Annotated in this window: 15 protein-coding genes and 1 pseudogene; 6 read left to right on the top strand and 10 right to left on the bottom strand. The window is 61.2% G+C overall.

Annotation, left to right across the window (positions count from 1 at the left end; translation table 11 throughout):
- Nucleotides 1-16 precede the first annotated feature (16 nt).
- Nucleotides 17-394: a hypothetical protein gene (locus tag KHQ23_RS15565; protein ID WP_002915104.1), complete on the bottom strand. Its 378-nt coding sequence runs from the start codon at nt 392-394 to the stop codon at nt 17-19.
- Nucleotides 391-1,592 (bottom strand): annotated as a pseudogene (locus KHQ23_RS15570) (MFS transporter). Before KHQ23_RS15570 ends, KHQ23_RS15565 begins: the two are co-directional and overlap by 4 nt.
- Nucleotides 1,593-1,700: 108 nt before the next feature.
- On the opposite strand from KHQ23_RS15570, the gene KHQ23_RS15575 reads away from it, so the two are divergent.
- Complete coding sequence (locus KHQ23_RS15575) at nt 1,701-2,588, top strand: LysR family transcriptional regulator (RefSeq protein WP_032434981.1); 888 nt, start codon at nt 1,701-1,703, stop codon at nt 2,586-2,588.
- 8 nt (nt 2,589-2,596) lie between these two features.
- Here the strand turns inward: KHQ23_RS15575 and KHQ23_RS15580 are convergent, their stop codons facing one another.
- Nucleotides 2,597-3,004 carry a MarR family winged helix-turn-helix transcriptional regulator gene (locus KHQ23_RS15580; protein ID WP_002915102.1) on the bottom strand — a complete coding sequence of 136 codons (408 nt, stop codon included), beginning with the start codon at nt 3,002-3,004 and terminating at the stop codon, nt 2,597-2,599.
- A gap of 173 nt (nt 3,005-3,177) precedes the next feature.
- On the opposite strand from KHQ23_RS15580, the gene KHQ23_RS15585 reads away from it, so the two are divergent.
- The 4 genes from KHQ23_RS15585 (at nt 3,178) to KHQ23_RS15600 (ending at nt 5,936) form a co-directional block, all read left to right on the top strand.
- The gene (locus KHQ23_RS15585) at nt 3,178-3,771 is read left to right on the top strand and encodes a non-oxidative hydroxyarylic acid decarboxylases subunit B (RefSeq protein ID WP_002915099.1); all 594 of its coding nucleotides are present in this window, start codon (nt 3,178-3,180) and stop codon (nt 3,769-3,771) included.
- Nucleotides 3,771-5,198 carry a non-oxidative hydroxyarylic acid decarboxylases subunit C gene (locus KHQ23_RS15590; RefSeq protein ID WP_004151060.1) on the top strand — a complete coding sequence of 476 codons (1,428 nt, stop codon included), beginning with the start codon at nt 3,771-3,773 and terminating at the stop codon, nt 5,196-5,198. Before KHQ23_RS15585 ends, KHQ23_RS15590 begins: the two co-directional genes overlap by 1 nt.
- A gap of 10 nt (nt 5,199-5,208) precedes the next feature.
- Nucleotides 5,209-5,445, top strand: coding sequence for a non-oxidative hydroxyarylic acid decarboxylases subunit D (locus tag KHQ23_RS15595; RefSeq protein WP_002915098.1), 237 nt, complete (start codon nt 5,209-5,211; stop codon nt 5,443-5,445).
- A 338-nt stretch (nt 5,446-5,783) separates the two neighbouring features.
- Nucleotides 5,784-5,936, top strand: a complete 153-nt coding sequence (locus KHQ23_RS15600; RefSeq protein WP_021440632.1) for a Hok/Gef family protein — start codon at nt 5,784-5,786, stop codon at nt 5,934-5,936.
- Nucleotides 5,937-6,055: 119 nt separating this feature from the next.
- Here KHQ23_RS15600 and mutS read toward each other — a convergent pair whose 3' ends face one another.
- The 6 genes from mutS to KHQ23_RS15630 all read right to left on the bottom strand — a co-directional run bounded on the left by mutS (nt 6,056) and on the right by KHQ23_RS15630 (nt 14,820).
- Nucleotides 6,056-8,617, bottom strand: coding sequence for a DNA mismatch repair protein MutS (gene mutS, locus KHQ23_RS15605; protein ID WP_032434980.1), 2,562 nt, complete (start codon nt 8,615-8,617; stop codon nt 6,056-6,058).
- Nucleotides 8,618-8,771: 154 nt separating this feature from the next.
- A complete protein-coding gene (locus tag KHQ23_RS15610) occupies nt 8,772-9,551 on the bottom strand; it encodes a heme ABC transporter ATP-binding protein (RefSeq protein ID WP_004149516.1) in 780 nt (259 codons plus the stop codon).
- Nucleotides 9,544-10,539 (bottom strand): iron ABC transporter permease, encoded by a 996-nt coding sequence (locus KHQ23_RS15615; RefSeq protein ID WP_004174663.1) that lies wholly within the window; start codon nt 10,537-10,539, stop codon nt 9,544-9,546. The genes KHQ23_RS15610 and KHQ23_RS15615 overlap by 8 nt, the downstream gene beginning before the upstream one ends.
- Nucleotides 10,539-11,357 carry a hemin ABC transporter substrate-binding protein gene (locus KHQ23_RS15620; RefSeq protein ID WP_004181072.1) on the bottom strand — a complete coding sequence of 273 codons (819 nt, stop codon included), beginning with the start codon at nt 11,355-11,357 and terminating at the stop codon, nt 10,539-10,541. Before KHQ23_RS15620 ends, KHQ23_RS15615 begins: the two co-directional genes overlap by 1 nt.
- Nucleotides 11,354-12,385 carry a hemin-degrading factor gene (locus KHQ23_RS15625; RefSeq protein ID WP_032434978.1) on the bottom strand — a complete coding sequence of 344 codons (1,032 nt, stop codon included), beginning with the start codon at nt 12,383-12,385 and terminating at the stop codon, nt 11,354-11,356. The genes KHQ23_RS15620 and KHQ23_RS15625 overlap by 4 nt, the downstream gene beginning before the upstream one ends.
- 71 nt (nt 12,386-12,456) lie before the next feature.
- Nucleotides 12,457-14,820: a TonB-dependent receptor domain-containing protein gene (locus tag KHQ23_RS15630; RefSeq protein ID WP_032434976.1), complete on the bottom strand. Its 2,364-nt coding sequence runs from the start codon at nt 14,818-14,820 to the stop codon at nt 12,457-12,459.
- A gap of 215 nt (nt 14,821-15,035) precedes the next feature.
- Here KHQ23_RS15630 and KHQ23_RS15635 point away from each other — a divergent pair, with 215 nt between their 5' ends.
- Nucleotides 15,036-15,329, top strand: coding sequence for a SelT/SelW/SelH family protein (locus KHQ23_RS15635; protein WP_002915045.1), 294 nt, complete (start codon nt 15,036-15,038; stop codon nt 15,327-15,329).
- A 39-nt stretch (nt 15,330-15,368) separates the two neighbouring features.
- Here the strand turns inward: KHQ23_RS15635 and KHQ23_RS15640 are convergent, their stop codons facing one another.
- Nucleotides 15,369-17,078, bottom strand: a complete 1,710-nt coding sequence (locus tag KHQ23_RS15640; protein ID WP_032434974.1) for a thiamine pyrophosphate-requiring protein — start codon at nt 17,076-17,078, stop codon at nt 15,369-15,371.
- Between the last annotated feature and the right edge of the window lie 5 nt (nt 17,079-17,083).

Genomic DNA, 17,083 nt, shown 5'->3' on the forward strand with positions numbered 1-17,083 from the left:
GGCCTTTTTCTTTGGGCTAGCCGAGGCGGGTTTCCTGCAGATGGCGCCAGACAATTTTCCCTTCCGCTTGCTGAAAAATCGCCGTCGACCAGCGAACGTTCTGACTGCTATCCGCCAGCGTTTGGCTTTCACGATATAGCACTGCGGCGCCGTCGTGCCACTCGCTGATGATTTCCATCTGATCCACTACGATATCTAACCCCGGACGGCTGCCGCCGGCGTGGTGGAAAAAACGGCTCACCGTTGGGTAGTCCATCTTCTCACCGCTCAAGGGGATCATGGTAAAATCGGCGGCAAAACGTTTCATCAGCGCCTCAGCGCTTCCTTCGCCATGGCTTAACCAGCGTTCGATAAGGACATGGGCATCGAGGACTTCCTGCAGATAAGGATTCATGACTTCTCCAGAGTGGTGTGCAGGCGATGGATAATCGCCCGATTATTCAGCCGCAGGCAAAACAGCAGCGGCAACAGGGTAATGACGGCGGCGCTGATAAATATCCCCTGCCAGGCGTAGGCCGGCGGGAATACCCTCAGCAGCAGGGCGAGCAGGGCGCTGCCGGCAAAGAAGCTGAGCTGGCGGTTAAGATTCCATAGCGCGCTGGCGTCAGGCATCTTTTCGGCAGGCGTATGCAGGAAAGCGCTGCTTTGCGCGGTGCTGCTGCATAAGCTGCCTCCGCCGCCCATCAGCGTAAAGGCCAGAATCAACAGCGCCAGCGAGCTGTCCGCATCGATCTTCAGCAGCAGCATGATCCCCATCGCCTGAAGCAGGCAGCCGATGACAACCAGCGGCCGGGGCCCGAAGCGATTGAAATATCTGCCGGTAAAGGTGATGGCGGCAAACGAGGCCAGCGACCAGGGCACCATCAGGGCACCGATTGCCCCCGGCGCCATCCCGCTGACGCGTTGCAGGTAGTACATCCCCACCACGTTGACGCCAATAAACATCCCCGGACGCAGAGGTAGATCAGCATCGCGAAGCGCAGCAGGGGATCGGCCAGCAGCGACAGTGGAAGAAAGCGAGTCGGGCGAACCGGACGGGGGGTGTCGTTCAGCCATCGCACCGCCAGCACAAAGGTTAGCAGAGCGACAGGCAGGCTGGCGAAAAAGACCCAGCGCCAGCTGAACGCCTCGACTAACAGGCCGCCGATCGCCGGCGAGCAGGCGGGGGCCAGCAGGCCGACCAGCATCACCGCCGCCGACAGCTTCGCCCGCTCATGCGGCTGAAACAGCGGCCACGTCAGCGCCTGGCCGAGGGGGATTAACAGCCCGCCGCCCATCCCCTGCAGCGTCCGCCATAAAATCAGTTCGCTCAGGCTGTTGGCAAGCCCTGCCGCCAGCGCGCCGAGGCTGAACAGCCCCAGCGAGAGTAAAAACAGCCGTTTCGCCCCCCAGCGCTCGCTGAGCCAGGCGCTGAACGGCACAACGACCGTCAGACCGAGAATATAGGCATTACTGACCCACGCCAGTTGCGAGACGGAAACCGCCAGCGCGCGGCTGATTGCCGGAAAGGCGATGCTGGCGATAAACATATTGATCAAATCGAGAAAAAAGCCGAACAGAAAAACGGTGGCAACGCGGTGGCGGTAGGTCATGGTTCACTCCCTCAGACAGGCGGCTACTGTAAACCTGCCGCAGCGAGGGATAAACGGGACTAATCGGGATATACTGTCTGAATATTTTTGACAATCATCCGGACGACGATGCTTAATCTTCAGCGCGTGACTATGTTTATCGCCGTGGTAGATGCCGGCAGTTTCACCCTGGCCGCAGCGGCGCTGGGGCAGACCAAGGCGGTGGTCAGCTTTAACGTACGGCAGCTGGAAAATGAGCTGGGGGTGACGCTGCTGCTGCGTTCGACGCGGCGTTTGCGGCTTACTGACGCCGGGGTGCTGTTCTATCAGCGCGGGGTGGCGCTCCTGAACGCGGCGGAAAATCTCCAGGATGAGGTGCGGGCCAGCCATAGCGGCTTAAGCGGGGAGCTACGGATCACCACCACGCCGGAGTATGGCGAGCAGGTTATCATTCCAGCGCTGGCCGCGTTCGCCCGTCGTCATCCGGCGCTGCGGGTGCGCCACGTCTCCTCCTCCCATCATGCCGACCTCATTTCAGAACGATTTGATGTGGCGATACGCCTCGGTACGCTGGCCGATTCCCGCTATCGGGCGACGCGGATAGCCAGTTTCGCGATCCTGCCCGTCGCCTCTCCGGCCTGGCTGACAAGCCATCCGGTGCAGACGCTGTCCGATCTGGCGCAAGCTGAGTGGATTATTCACGAGCGCCTGCCGACGCCGCTGCGCTGGCAGCTGCGCACGGATCACCAGACAGAGGTGGATTTCGCGATAGCCAGCGCGCCACGGTTTTCTGCTGATAGCGCTACGGCGCTGATGAGCTTTGCTCTGGCGGGATGCGGCGTCGCCTTGCTGCCCGCATGGCTGGTAGCCAAAAAGGTGGCGCAGCGGGAGCTGGTGCCGCTCCTGCCGGAATACCATTTCCCACAGCAGGGCGTGTATGCCCTTTATCCCGACTCTCAGCATTTGCCGACCCGGGTGCGGGCATTTATTGACTTCCTGCGCGAGAAGGTCGGTTAAGCGCCCGTTCAGGGCGCCATCATTTTGTGCACCAGCCGGGAGAACTGCTCGCGCTCGTCATCGCTCAGGCGGCCGAGAAACTCGTCATCGACCTCATTGCCCTGCGGAATGGAACGGTTAAGCAACGCCTCGCCTTCGTCGGTCAGATAGACAAAACGGCGGCGTTTATCGGCCGGATCGTGCTCCCGGCGCACCAGGCCGCGCGCTTCCATTCGGCTGAGCATCTCCGCCAGCGTAGCCTTGGTGCTGACCGCCGCTTCAATCAGCGCCACCTGTTCGATCCCGGGGTGCTCCGCTACCGAGCGCATCACCGCATACTGAGGTTTAGTCAGGTCCGGCAACGCCTGCTGCCAGCGGGCGGTATGCTGTTGAAAAAGCTGGCGCAGCAGGTGGAATGCTTCGTTTCGTAACTCCATGAATACTCCGTAACAAAACTGTCACCTCTATGATAGCCGTTCGTACGCCTTTTTATACCCTTTCTGCGTTTTGATTAAAAATGCGCACGTATACGAACGATCTTGCCAATAAGGGCTGGAGGGGGTAGTTTAAATATAAAGTTCGTACACGAACAAAAGTAATGAGGTCTGGAATGAAACTGATTATTGGGATGACGGGGGCCACCGGGGCACCGCTTGGGGTGGCATTGCTGCAGGCGCTGCGCGATATGCCGGAGGTGGAAACCCATCTGGTGATGTCGAAATGGGCCAAAACCACCATCGAACTGGAAACGCCCTGGACGGCGCGCGAAGTGGCCGCGCTGGCGGACTTTTCCCACAGCCCGGCAGACCAGGCCGCCACCATCTCATCCGGTTCATTTCGTACCGACGGCATGATCGTTATTCCCTGCAGTATGAAAACGCTTGCAGGCATTCGCGCGGGTTATGCCGAAGGGCTGGTGGGCCGCGCGGCGGACGTGGTGCTCAAAGAGGGGCGCAAGCTGGTGTTGGTCCCGCGGGAAATGCCGCTCAGCACGATCCATCTGGAGAACATGCTGGCGCTGTCCCGCATGGGCGTGGCGATGGTCCCGCCGATGCCAGCTTACTACAACCACCCGGAGACGGTTGACGATATCACCAATCATATCGTCACCCGGGTGCTGGATCAGTTTGGCCTCGACTATCACAAAGCGCGCCGCTGGAACGGCTTGCGCACGGCAGAACAATTTGCACAGGAGATCGAATAATGGCTTTTGATGATTTGCGCAGCTTTTTGCAGGCGCTGGATGACCAGGGACAACTGCTGAAAATCAGTGAAGAGGTGAACGCTGAGCCCGATCTGGCGGCGGCCGCCAATGCGACCGGACGCATCGGCGACGGTGCCCCGGCGCTGTGGTTCGATAATATTCGCGGCTTTAACGACGCTCGCGTGACGATGAACACCATCGGCTCGTGGCAGAACCATGCCATCTCGCTGGGCCTGCCGCCTAACACGCCGGTGAAAAAGCAGATTGATGAGTTCATTCGCCGCTGGGATAACTTCCCGGTGACGCCAGAGCGCCGCGCCAACCCGGCGTGGGCAGAAAATACTGTTGATGGCGATGATATCAACCTGTTCGATATTCTGCCGCTGTTCCGCCTCAACGATGGTGACGGCGGTTTCTACCTCGATAAAGCCTGTGTCGTTTCACGCGATCCGCTGGATAAAGATAACTTCGGTAAGCAAAACGTCGGTATCTACCGCATGGAAGTGAAAGGCAAGCGCAAGCTCGGCCTGCAGCCGGTACCGATGCACGATATCGCGCTGCATCTGCACAAAGCGGAAGAGCGTGGGGAAGATCTGCCGATCGCCATTACCCTCGGTAACGACCCGATTATTACCCTGATGGGCGCCACGCCGCTGAAATACGATCAGTCTGAATATGAGATGGCTGGCGCGCTGCGCGAGAGCCCGTATCCCATCGCTACCGCGCCGCTGACCGGCTTTGACGTGCCCTGGGGTTCGGAAGTGATCCTCGAAGGGGTCATTGAAGGGCGTAAGCGTGAGATCGAGGGGCCGTTCGGTGAATTTACCGGTCACTACTCCGGCGGTCGTAACATGACGGTAGTGCGTATCGACAAAGTCTCTTATCGCAGCAAACCGATTTTTGAATCGCTCTACCTCGGTATGCCGTGGACCGAGATTGACTATCTGATGGGCCCGGCGACCTGCGTACCGCTGTATCAGCAGCTGAAGGCCGAATTTCCGGAAGTGCAGGCGGTCAACGCCATGTACACCCATGGTCTGCTGGCGATCATCTCCACCAAAAAACGCTACGGCGGTTTTGCCCGCGCGGTGGGCCTGCGGGCGATGACCACTCCCCACGGCCTCGGCTATGTGAAGATGGTGATCATGGTTGATGAAGACGTCGACCCGTTCAACCTGCCGCAGGTGATGTGGGCGCTCTCCTCGAAGGTTAACCCGGCGGGAGACCTGGTGCAGTTGCCGAACATGTCGGTCCTTGAACTTGACCCAGGCTCCAGCCCGGCAGGCATTACCGACAAACTGATTATCGACGCCACCACCCCGGTTGCGCCGGACCTTCGCGGTCACTACAGCCAGCCGGTGCAGGATCTGCCGGAAACCAAAGCCTGGGCTGAAAAACTGACCGCTATGCTGGCCAACCGTAAATAAGGAGAAGAAGATGATTTGTCCACGTTGCGCCGATGAAAAGATTGAAGTCATGGCGACCTCGCCGGTGAAAGGGGTCTGGACCGTGTATCAGTGCCAGCACTGTCTTTACACCTGGCGAGATACCGAGCCGCTGCGCCGCACCAGCCGCGAACACTATCCGGAAGCGTTCCGCATGACGCAGAAAGATATCGATGAGGCGCCGCAGGTGCCGCACGTACCGCCGCTATTGCCGGAAGATAAGCGTTAATGAAAGGGGCCCGCTAAGTCGGGCCTTTTTTATATTTAGTACAATTATGGAAATTATTTTTTCATTAAATTAAAAAATTACGTGAAGGTTTAATATACCGGGATGACTTTGCGAGCCTGCATCCAGATTATTATAAAATTCGTCTGATTAATTCCTTGCAGATAAATTTCACGCCCTGACGAGTGTAGAATTGCGGCGGGTGCTTGAGGCTGTCTGGCCTTGAGCATTACCAGGACCCCAGACAGACGAAAGCCCCAGGAGATATTTCTATCAACTGAGGCTAGCGAATGAACATAGACAATTCAGATGTTAGTCTCTTCTTTGCAGGGAGGCAAGATATGCTGACAAAATATGCCCTTGTGGCAATCATCGTACTCTGTATTACGGTACTGGGATTTACGCTGTTGGTGCACAGCTCACTATGCGAGCTGAGTATTAAAGAGCGTAATATTGAGTTTAAAGCTGTTCTCGCTTACGAATCGGAGAAGTAGCATCCGCGCGGGGGCAACCCCGCGTATGGGTTGTCAGGACGCATCCTCTAGCACCCATTTTTTTGTTTACTAAAACGGCAGCGCTTCACAGCGCTGCCGTTTTTCACCTTAATGGGTGGCTAGACCAGGCTTTTCAGACGGTAGATCCACTCCAGCGCCTGACGCGGGGTCAGGGAGTCCGGATCAAGATTCTCCAGCGCCTCAACCGCAGGCGAGGTCTCTTCCGGGGCGGCGAGTAGCGACATCTGCGTGCCGTCGACCTGGGTCGCCGCCGCGTTGGGCGAGATACTCTCCAGCTCGCGCAGTTTCTGCCGCGCGCGCTTGATCACCTCTTTCGGCACCCCCGCCAGCGCGGCGACCGCCAGGCCATAGCTCTTGCTGGCCGCGCCGTCCTGCACGCTGTGCATAAAGGCGATGGTATCGCCGTGCTCCAGCGCGTCGAGGTGGACGTTGGCGACGCCTTCCATTTTCTCCGGCAGCTGGGTGAGCTCGAAGTAGTGGGTGGCGAACAGGGTCAGCGCCTTGATTTTGTTGGCCAGATTTTCCGCACAGGCCCACGCCAGCGATAGCCCATCGTAGGTGGACGTGCCGCGGCCAATCTCATCCATCAGCACCAGGCTATGCTCGGTGGCATTGTGCAGGATATTGGCGGTTTCAGTCATCTCCACCATAAAGGTCGAGCGGCCGCTGGCCAGGTCATCCGCCGCGCCGACGCGGGTGAAGATGCGATCGATGGGGCCAATTTCTACTTTCTGCGCCGGGACGTAGCTGCCGATATAGGCCAGTAGCGCAATCAGCGCGGTCTGGCGCATATAGGTACTTTTACCGCCCATGTTCGGCCCGGTAATGATCAGCATCCGCCGCTGCGGCGCCAGCTGCAGCGGGTTAGCGATAAACGGCTCTTTCAGCACCTGCTCGACCACCGGATGGCGGCCTTCGCTAATGCGAATGCCTGGCTTATCGCTAAAGGTCGGGCAGCAGTAGTTCAGGGTTTCCGCACGTTCTGCCAGGTTGACCAGCACGTCCAGCTCGGCCAGCGCGCTGGCGCTGGTTTGCAGATCGGCGAGATGCGGCAGCAGCAGGTCGAACAGTTCGTCATAAAGCTGTTTTTCCAGCGCCAGCGCTTTGCCCTTGGAGGTCAGCACCTTATCTTCGTATTCCTTCAGCTCAGGAATAATGTAGCGTTCGGCGTTTTTCAGCGTCTGGCGGCGCACGTAGTGGATCGGCGCGAGGTGGCTCTGGCCGCGGCTGATCTGGATGTAGTAGCCGTGGACGGCGTTGTAGCCGACTTTCAGGGTATCGAGGCCCAGCCGCTCGCGCTCGCGGATCTCCAGCTTATCGAGATAATCGGTGGCGCCATCGGCCAGCGCCCGCCACTCGTCCAGCTCTTCGCTATAGCCCGGGGCGATGACTCCGCCGTCGCGGACCAACACCGGCGGGGCGTCGATCACCGCGCGCTCCAGCAGTTCGCGCAGTTCGGTGAACTCGCCCATTTTCTCGCGCAATTTTTGCACCGGCTGACTGTCAATGTCGGCCAGCAGCTCACGCAGCAGAGGCAGTTGCTGCAGGGCATGACGCATGCGGGCAAGATCGCGCGGCCGGGCGGTACGCAGCGCCAGACGCGCCAGAATACGCTCCAGATCGCCGACCTGGCGCAGCACCGGCTGCAGCTCGGTATAGCGCTCCTGCAGCGCGCCGATGGTCTGCTGGCGCTCCACCAGCACGGCGGTATCGCGGACCGGCATATGCAGCCAGCGCTTGAGCATCCGGCTACCCATCGGCGTCACCGTACAGTCGAGTACCGAGGCCAGGGTGTTGTCGGTGCCGCCGGCCAGATTCTGGGTGATCTCGAGGTTACGGCGGGTGGCGGCATCCATAATGATGCTGTCCTGCTGGCGTTCCATGGTGATGGAGCGGATGTGCGGCAGCGAGGTACGCTGGGTGTCTTTGACATACTGCAGCAGGCAGCCGGCGGCGCACAGGCCGCGCGGGGCGTTTTCGACGCCGAAGCCGACCAGATCGCGGGTGCCGAACTGCAGGTTTAGCTGCTGGCGCGCGGTGTCGATTTCAAATTCCCACAGCGGGCGACGGCGCAGACCGCGGCGGCCCTCGATCAGCGACGATTCGGCAAAATCTTCCGCATACAGCAGTTCCGCCGGGTTGGTGCGCTGCAGCTCTGCCGCCATGGTTTCGCGGTCGGCCGGTTCGCTCAGACGAAAGCGCCCGGAGCTGATATCCAGCGTCGCGTAGCCGAAGCCTTTGCTGTCCTGCCAGATGGCGGCCAGCAGGTTGTCCTGGCGCTCCTGCAGCAGCGCTTCATCGCTAATGGTGCCCGGGGTGACGATACGCACCACTTTACGCTCGACCGGCCCCTTGGTGGTGGCCGGGTCGCCAATCTGCTCGCAAATGGCCACCGACTCGCCCTGATTGACCAGTTTGGCGAGGTAGTTCTCTACGGCGTGGTGGGGGATGCCGGCCATGGGTATCGGTTCGCCCGCGGAGGCGCCGCGCTTGGTCAGCGAGATATCGAGCAGCTGCGAGGCGCGTTTCGCATCGTCATAAAATAGCTCGTAAAAATCCCCCATCCGGTAAAACAGCAGAATGTCAGGATGTTGCGCCTTTAGCTTGAGATACTGCTGCATCATCGGCGTGTGGGCGTCGAGATTGTCAATTGTGCTCATGGGGTGTTATCCAGATCCCTGATTTTAAATGGCTGCGATTTTGTAGTTTTCGTCGTTATCACATGGATGAGACATAATAACGGAGATGGGCAGGTGAGGGAAACCGACGAAAGCGCGCGGCGCGATCCGGATTCCAGTTGCGCCGCGCGGGGGGTTACGGCGCCAGATAAACCTGGGGGACCGCGTTGTCCGGGTGCTGGACGAGGCGGACATCCGCCCCGTACCAGCGATGGATAACCGGCTGCTGGATCACCTCCTGCGGCGTGCCCTGGGCGACCAGATGTCCCTGGTGGAGCAGCAGGATGCGGTCGGCCCACAGGGCGGCGAGGTTAAGGTCATGCAGCACCACGCAGACGTGCAGTTGCCCGCCGGCGGTGAGCCGTTTGAGCAAGCGCAGCAGGTGCTGCTGATAGTAAAGGTCCAGCGCCGAGGTGGGCTCATCGAGAAACAGCCAGCCCTGCGGCGCGCCGTCGCGCCATAGCTGCGCCAGACAGCGGGCCAGCTGCACCCGCTGCTGCTCGCCGCCGGAGAGGCCGGGATAGCGGCGACCGGCAAGGCCATCGCAGCCGGTGACGGCCATCACCGCCGCCAGCACCGCCGGATCCGCCGTCGCGCCCCACGGTGAGCGTCCCATGGCAATGACCGTTTCCACCGTCCAGTCGGCCTGCAGGGCCGTTCGCTGCAGCATGACCGCCCGCCGGCGCGACAGCGCCTCGGGGGACCAGGCTTCCAGCGGCTTGCCTGCAAGATGGCGGGTGCCGCTGTCCGGAGTCAGATAGCCGGTCAACAGGCGCAGCAGAGTGGATTTCCCGGCGCCGTTCGGCCCGATAAGCGCCGTCATCTCGCCTCCGCGCAGCGCGACGGAGACGTTGTCGATAATCTGTCGTTTACCAAGGTGAAGTGACAGCCCCTGGGCGCAGTATTCATTAACCATGTCTGGAGTTCTCCCGACGAAAGACCAGCCACAGAAACCAGGGGGCGCCCAGCAGGCTGGTGAGCAGACCGACCGGTATCTCCGCCGGCGCCGCCACGGTGCGGGCCAGGGTGTCGGCCAGCAGAAGCAGGATCGCGCCGGCCAGCAGCGAGCCGGGGATCAGTCCGCGATGGTCCGGTCCCAGCCACAGGCGCATCAGGTGCGGCACCACCAGGCCGATAAAGCCGATGACTCCGCTGATGGCCACCGCGACGGCCACCAGGACCGCGCTGCACAGCAGCAGCCAGCGCTGCAGCGCCTGCACGTTGACCCCGAGATAGTGCGCCTCTTCATCGCCAAGCTGCAGCAGATTGAGGCGGGACGCCATCCACCACACCGCCAGCGCCGCAGGGATAATCAAGGTCGCGGCCACCAGCAGCGTCGGCCATTCGGCCTGGCCCAGACTGCCCATTCCCCACAGCGACAGCTGGCGCAGCTGGGCGTCATTGCTCAGCCAGGACAGGACGCCGACCAGCGCGCCGCACAGCGCGTTGATGGCGATCCCCACCAGCAGCAGGCGCGACAGCGAACCCTCCTCCGCCCGACTGAGGATGAAAATCACCACCATCACCGCCAGGCTGCCAATAAACGCCGCCAGCATCGGCATATACAGAGCGATCAGCCCCGCAGCGGAGAACGGGAGCACTAGCCAGCTGGCCACCGCCAGCGCGGCGCCGCTGCTGATGCCCAGCAGGCCCGGGTCGGCAAGCGGGTTGCGAAACAGCCCCTGCATCACGCAGCCGGAGAGGGCCAGCGCCGCGCCCACCAGTAGGGCCAGCAGCACCCGCGGCAGACGGATGGTCAGCCAGATATGGCGCAGCATGTCATCCCCGGAAGGCAGCAGGTTGACCAGCGGCAAGCGCATGGCGCCGAGGGTGGTGGCAAACAACGTCAGGGAGACCAGCAGTAGCGTCATCAGCAGCAAACGGCGAGCGAGGGCAGGGCGCATCAGGGCAACTGCTCCGCTTTGTTTCGCAGCGCGATTATCGCCTGCGGTGTGCGCGGCCCGAAGCCCAGCAGGGCCATATCGTCGATCGTCAGCAGCTGTTTATGACGCCCCGCCGGGGTCTGCGCCAGGCCGGGCAGTTTCCACAGCCCGGCTTCGCCGCCCATCCCTTTGAGACCATCGGCGGAGATCACCACCAGATCCGCCTGGCTGGCGGCGACCCCTTCCTGCGACATGGCGCGATAGTGGTCGAAGCCCTGCATCGCGTTCTGCAATCCGGCGGCGCGAATGGCGCCATCGGCCGCGGTATGCTGTCCGGCCACCAGGGTATTCATTCCGCCGTGGCTGAGAATAAACAGCACCCGCTTAGCAACCGGCTGCGTTGGAATGGCGGCGATCTGCTGCTGAAGCTGCTGGCGCAGCGCGTCGCCTGCCGCCGTTTTGCCTAACGCTTCGGCAATGACAGCCACTTTGTTATCGATCGCGGACAGACTTTCGCCGCCCGGCACGTTCACCACCTTCACCCCGCTCGCCTGCACTTTGTGTAAGACCAGCGAGGGCTGCGCCTGGGCGCTCGCTAACACCAGCTGCGGGCGTAACGCGAGGATCCCCTCGGCGTTCAGCTGTCGCAGGTAGCCGACGTCCGGCAACTTTTGCGCCGCCGGGGGCCAGCTGCTGGTGCTGTCCCGCGCCACCAGGCTCTCCTCCGCGTGAAGGGCATAAACGATCTCAGTGACATCTCCGCCGAGGGTGACGAGCCGCTCAACGGCGGCGTGGCTCAGCAGCGGGAAAGCGATCAAGAGCAGTAACCAGCGCATCATGCGGGCTGCCCTTCACGGGTCAGGCGGTCTACCTGCTGGCGCCATTGCGTCTGCTCGGGGTGCCCCTCGCTGCGCTGGCCGTAGAGCTGGGCAATCTGGGTGCCGTCTTTGGCGAACAGTTCGACGCTGGTGACGTGTCCGTCCGAAGTCGGCTTGCGGGTCACCCACACTTCATCGAGGCTCTCTTCGCGCAGATGCAGGGTAAAAGTAGTATTGAAGATATTCAGCCAGCCGCGCATGGGGGCCAGCTTTTCCAGGGCGCCGGTAAAGATCTGCACGCAGCCGCGATTGCCGACGAAAATCATGATTTCATTGCCCTCCTGGCGCACCGTCTCCAGCAGCGACGGCAGCGCATGGCGATCCACGCGGCAGGCGAGGTCGTCGCTCACCAGACGGAAGGCCTGCTGGCGGGAAAGCTGATATTTACGCAGCAGACCGAAGAACTGGTGAACGTCGGTCATCGCGCGCCAGTCGTTCTCCAGGGCGGCGCCGTCGGCGGTATCGGCATATTTCACCGGCTCCAGCGGGCGCAGGGTCAGCGGTGCCGGCGCCGCCACCCGATATTCCTCGATCAGGGTCTCCCAGGCCGCCATGTCGGTCTGCGTGGTCGCATAGACTTTCAGCAGGGCGTCGCCGTGGTGGTCGAAAAACTGGATGCTCTGACGGCCATTATCGTTCAGATGGAAGGCGCTGGCCCACTGGCTGAGGAACAGACGCAGGTCGAGCGCGCGCGGGTTCAGCACCAGCCCGGCGTGGCCGCTGAGGTGCTGGTGCGTGAACTGGCCCACCTGCTCATGCACGGCATACTCGTTGCGGCAGATGCATTTGGTTTCGCCGACGCGCTCCAGGGCGGCAATCAGCGCCCGGGCGTCATCGCTCAGGCGCACGGCATCATGGCCGAGGCGGGCGGCGGTCAGCTCGGCTTCGCTGATCCCCATTTCCGCGGCGATATCGCGGGCATATTTCGCGGTACTGGCCGCTTTGGTGGCCTGGTAGCGCTGCCACAGGTCAGGGTGTGCATTTGGCATAATCATATCCTTCTCGACGATGAATATCCCCGGCCGGCGGGCCGGGGGCAGGTGCGTTATTATTCGGGCAATCAGAAGTCGACGTTGACGCCCAGCTGCCAGGTGCGGCCCGGCATCACCGCCAGCGCTTTATCGTTGGCGTCCTGGTTGGTGCCGGTCTCGATATTGCGGCTGCTCAGGTAATCCCAGTATTTACGATCGGTGAGGTTGTAGACCCCGCCATTGAGGCGCACGTTTTTCGCCACCTGCCAGTACGCGGTCCAGTCCAGCATGCCGTAGCCCGGCACGCGCATATAGTCGCTGCTGGCATCGGTGATGGCGGATCCGCTGTTGCTGTAGCTTTCGCGGTTGGTGGCGGTCGCCTGTTTCCCTTTGACAAAGGTCGCCGTCAGGGCGGTGCCGTAGCGTTTCGCCGGCTCGTCCCACGCCACGCCGACGATGGCTTTCATTGGCGCCACGCTGTCGAGGTCGACGTATTTATCGCCGCTGTAGCTGGATTTCGATTTCCCTTCGCTATAGCCGAGGGCGAGGGTGGCGCTCAGGCCGTCCACCTGCTCAAACCAGGTGCCAAAGTTAAATTTAGTGCTGATCTCACCGCCGTAGATATAGGCTTTATCGCGGTTTTCCGCCTGATAAATGGTGTAGATGTTCGACGGCACATTCGTGAACTGGCCCGGATTGTTGGCGCGGGTATAGCGGGTATAGGCGATAAAGTTCTTATAGCTGTTGTAGAACAGCGCCGTGCGCAGGGTGATGCCTTCGGTAACTTCCCCCTTCAGCCCCCACTCGAGATTATCGCTGGTTTCCGTCTTCAGATCGGTATTGCCGATCAGGGCATACTGCTGGCTGCCGGCGTAGCTGGAGCCGAGGTTCCAGGAGCCATACAGCTGGCTGGCGTTGGGGAACTGCGCCCCGCGCTGGTACTGCAGGTAGGTCATCAGGCGCGGGGTGAGGTCGTACTGGAAGGTCAACGACGGCAGAACCTGGGTATCGCTGTTTTTGCCGTACAGATTCGCCACCGACGATTCGCTCAGTACGCTGCTGTTGGCGGCAAGGTCGGACAGATTTTCCGGCTTAGTCGATTGATGCACCACGCGCACGCCGGGAATAATGGCGAAGTTGTGGCTATCAAGGTCGAAGTTGATCTTATCCTGGACAAAGCCGCCGAGGGTGTAGCTGCGGCTGTCTGCCTCCGGCTGCATGATCTCGCTGTAAACGCTGGGGATCGGCGACTGGCTGAACGGCCGCTGGGTTTTGCTGGTGCTGGCGTTGAAACCGGCGCTTAGATCGTGGCGGCCCAGGGTTTTCGCCAGCGCAGTCTGCAGGCCCCAGGTGTCGGTATCGTAGTTAGAGTTCACCGTCTGCATTCTGCGGGTGACGCTGTCCGGCATATAAGTCCAGTCATGGGCTTCGGTATGCTGGTAGTAGATTTTTGTGGAGACGCTGTCGAGGTAGTCGTTCATCGGCGTCCAGTCATCCTTCAGGCTCAGGCCCCAGCGCCGGGTCTGGCTGGTCTGGTTGGCGGTGCCGATGGTGCTGTTGCCGCTGGAGTCCCAGGTATCGTAGTGGGTGTGGTTGGTTTTATGGTAATAGTCGAAGGTGCTGGTCAGCTTGTGCTCATCGTTAGGCTGCCAGATCCCGGAGGCCAGAAAAGCATCGGAGTGCCAGTTCGCCGGGTAGGCGTCGACGGTGCCGCTGTTGTTTTCGGTTTCCTGGCCGTCACGGCGGCTATAGACCAAAATCCCGCGCAGGAACTCATCGCCGCCGGCGACGGTCACCCCGTTGTGCCAGCTGCGATCCGCAGAGTCGTAACCGCTGCGGTAGCCGAAGGCGCTGGTCTTGCCCGGGCGCAGGTAATCATCCGCTGATTTCGGGCGGAAGGAGACATTCCCCCCGATAGCGTTGTTGGCCGTTTCCGTCGAGGTGGCGCCGGACTGGATATCCACGCTGCCGTACATATACGGGTCGATATAATCGCGGCCGATGCCGAAGGTGTTGAGCCCGGCGCGGCCGACGTAGCCGCGGCCGGTGGCGTTGGGTTGCGCGATACCGTCCACGTCGATGCCTACGCGGTTGCTCTCCATACCGCGAATGTTGTAGCCGGTGTAACCTCCGCGGTCGAAGCCGCTTTTGCCGTTGCCGGAGCCGCCGCTGGCCCCGGTGGCGCTGATGAGCGGCTCATAGCGCATGATTGAGCCGAAATCGTTAGCGCCTTTATTCTCCAGCTCCCGGGCGCTGATGCTATGTTCGCTACCGGCTTTCTGCACCGGCGCGGGGGCGGTGACGGTCATTTGTTCCGAGGTGTCATCCACCGCCTCGCCGCTAACGGCGGAAGTATCTGCTGCGATGGCAGAAGACTGATAAATTGCTGCAAACAAAGAGGTCACCAGCAGGCGTTTTTTACAGCATGCTGCTGACGGAGTCGATTTGTACATAGTCGCCACGCCTTGATCGTTATTAGTATCGGCTCACGCGTTACTTCCAGAGTTGCAGGTTGCTCCGTCTTTTCCGTTGCGGATAGGGTCTTACTCCATTTGTTGATTGCGAATGGTAATGATAGGTATTATCGTTTGCAACAAAATAATCATGTGTTCTTCATTTAAACTGCACTTTGTTTACAATTTGCCCTTTCAGACTTAGCGAGACGACGATGAACTCAAAAGCGGCCATCACCATCACCTACTGTTCCCAGTGCAACTGGATGCTGCGCGCCAGCTGGATGGCGCAGGAGCTGTTACATACCTTCAGCACCGACATCGCCTCGGTGACGCTGGTGCCGGGGACCGGCGGGATCTTCACGATCGATGTCGACGGTCAGCAGATCTGGGAGCGCAAGCAGGATGGCGGTTTTCCGGATGCGGCCGAGCTGAAACGCCGGGTGCGCGATGTCTGCTTCCCGGAGAAGCCGCTGGGCCATGTGGATAAAGGTGACCAGAAGGGGTGACAACCCCCTCCGGACGACAAGCGCCCGGAGGATAAACCGTTAGCGGGCTAACTGCACGTCAACCAGCACGCTTTGTCGGCGGGTGCGTATGAGGGATACCGCTTCTTCCAGCACGCCGGGGAGATCTTCGGCCCGGGAAACCGACAGGGCCGCCGCGCGGCTGGAGGCGGCGATCGCGGCGAAATCCGGCGAGATGGTAAAGGCGGTGGCCGGAATGGTTTCCGCTCGGGCCGCGTAGCCGTCCGGGTAGAGCGCTTTGGTGCCGCCCGCGACGGCGCCCCATCCGCCGTTATTTCCGACCACGACGAGGACAGGAAGCTTCATTACCTCCGCAATATGGTGGCAGACCGCAGGGTTGGCGAACAGGTACGACCCGTCGCCGACGGCGGCAATAATCAGCTCTTCCCGGCGCGCAAGCTGCAGCCCCAGCGCGATGGGCAGGGCTTCGCCCAGGCCGCCGGCCAGCGCTTCCTGGTAATAGCTCTCGGCATGGGTCAGTCCGGCAAACTGCGGCAGCGTGGTCAGTTCAGAAACGATCCGGCCGCGGTGTTGATTAGCCAGATGGCCGAGGCAGTAGCTGAGCCAGGGTTTGGTAATGGCCCCGGTCTGGCTGGCATGGAGAAGCGCGTCGCGCTGGTTTTTCTGTTGCTGGATGCGGCTCTGCGTATATGCCGCCCGCTCCGCCACATGCTGCTGGCGGGCGGCCTGCAGCGGGCGCAGCGCCTCTTCCAGCAGGCTGAAGACTTCATCGGTCTCGCCCGCCAGGTTGATGTCCGCGCGATAGCCGCGCACCGGGTAGCGGGAGAAGAGCGGATCGGGCCCCATCTGGATCACGGTGCAGTCCTGGCGACAGTCGCCCTCGGCGATCATCCATGGTGCCTGCGAGTCGACCACCAGAATCACATCGGCGTCAGCGAGCCAGACGCTGGGATCAGCCCCGGCGAGCAGGGGATTATCGGCGCTCAGGGTCACCTCGGTGCCCCAGTATTCCACCAGAGGGATCGCCCATTCGCACACCAGACTATCGAGGCGCGCAAAGCCTTCCGCCGTTCGGGCGCCGCGCTGGGCGAAGATGACCGGGTGTCTGGCGCAGGCGATTGCCTCGGCTGCACGGGCGATATCTTCCCGGACTGGCGCATAGCGGACCGGCTGCTGCGAAGGGCCAGCCTGCAGCGCGGCCTCATCGACGGCAAAGGTTTCGCACAGTGGCTCACGCGGTAAGCTCAGGTAGACCGGCCCTTTCGGCAGGGAGCTGGCGATCGCCCAGGCCCGGTCAACATGCTCGCCGATCTGATCGGCCAGCCGCAGTTCAAAATCCCACTTCACGGATTCGCGGATCAGCGCCGCCTGGTCGCGCATCTCCTGGCCGTAGCCAATCGGCGTATTACGGCAGCCGAAGTGGGAATGTTCGCTTATCGGCGTGCGGCCGCCAAAAATCAGCACCGGAATATTGCTGTTCGCCAGATTGATGACGCCGCAGGCGGCGTTGGCTAGCCCGACGTTGGTGTGAACCATCACCGCCTGCACCTTGCCGGTGCCGAGGTAATAGCCATGGGCCATGCCGATGGCGGCGTTTTCATGCGGGCAGATCACTAACTCCGGTACCTTTTGCCCGGTCGCCCGGGCCTTTGCCCAGGCTTCAATGACTGGAGGATAATCGGTGCCCGAGTTGATAAAAATATACGCCACGTCCAGCGCCTGTAGCCGATGCAGTAACAGTTCAGCAGCCGATAATGTGATAGAGGCCATATTCT

Source organism: Klebsiella sp. 64 (assembly GCF_018223915.1).
GTDB lineage: Bacteria > Pseudomonadota > Gammaproteobacteria > Enterobacterales > Enterobacteriaceae > Klebsiella > Klebsiella pneumoniae.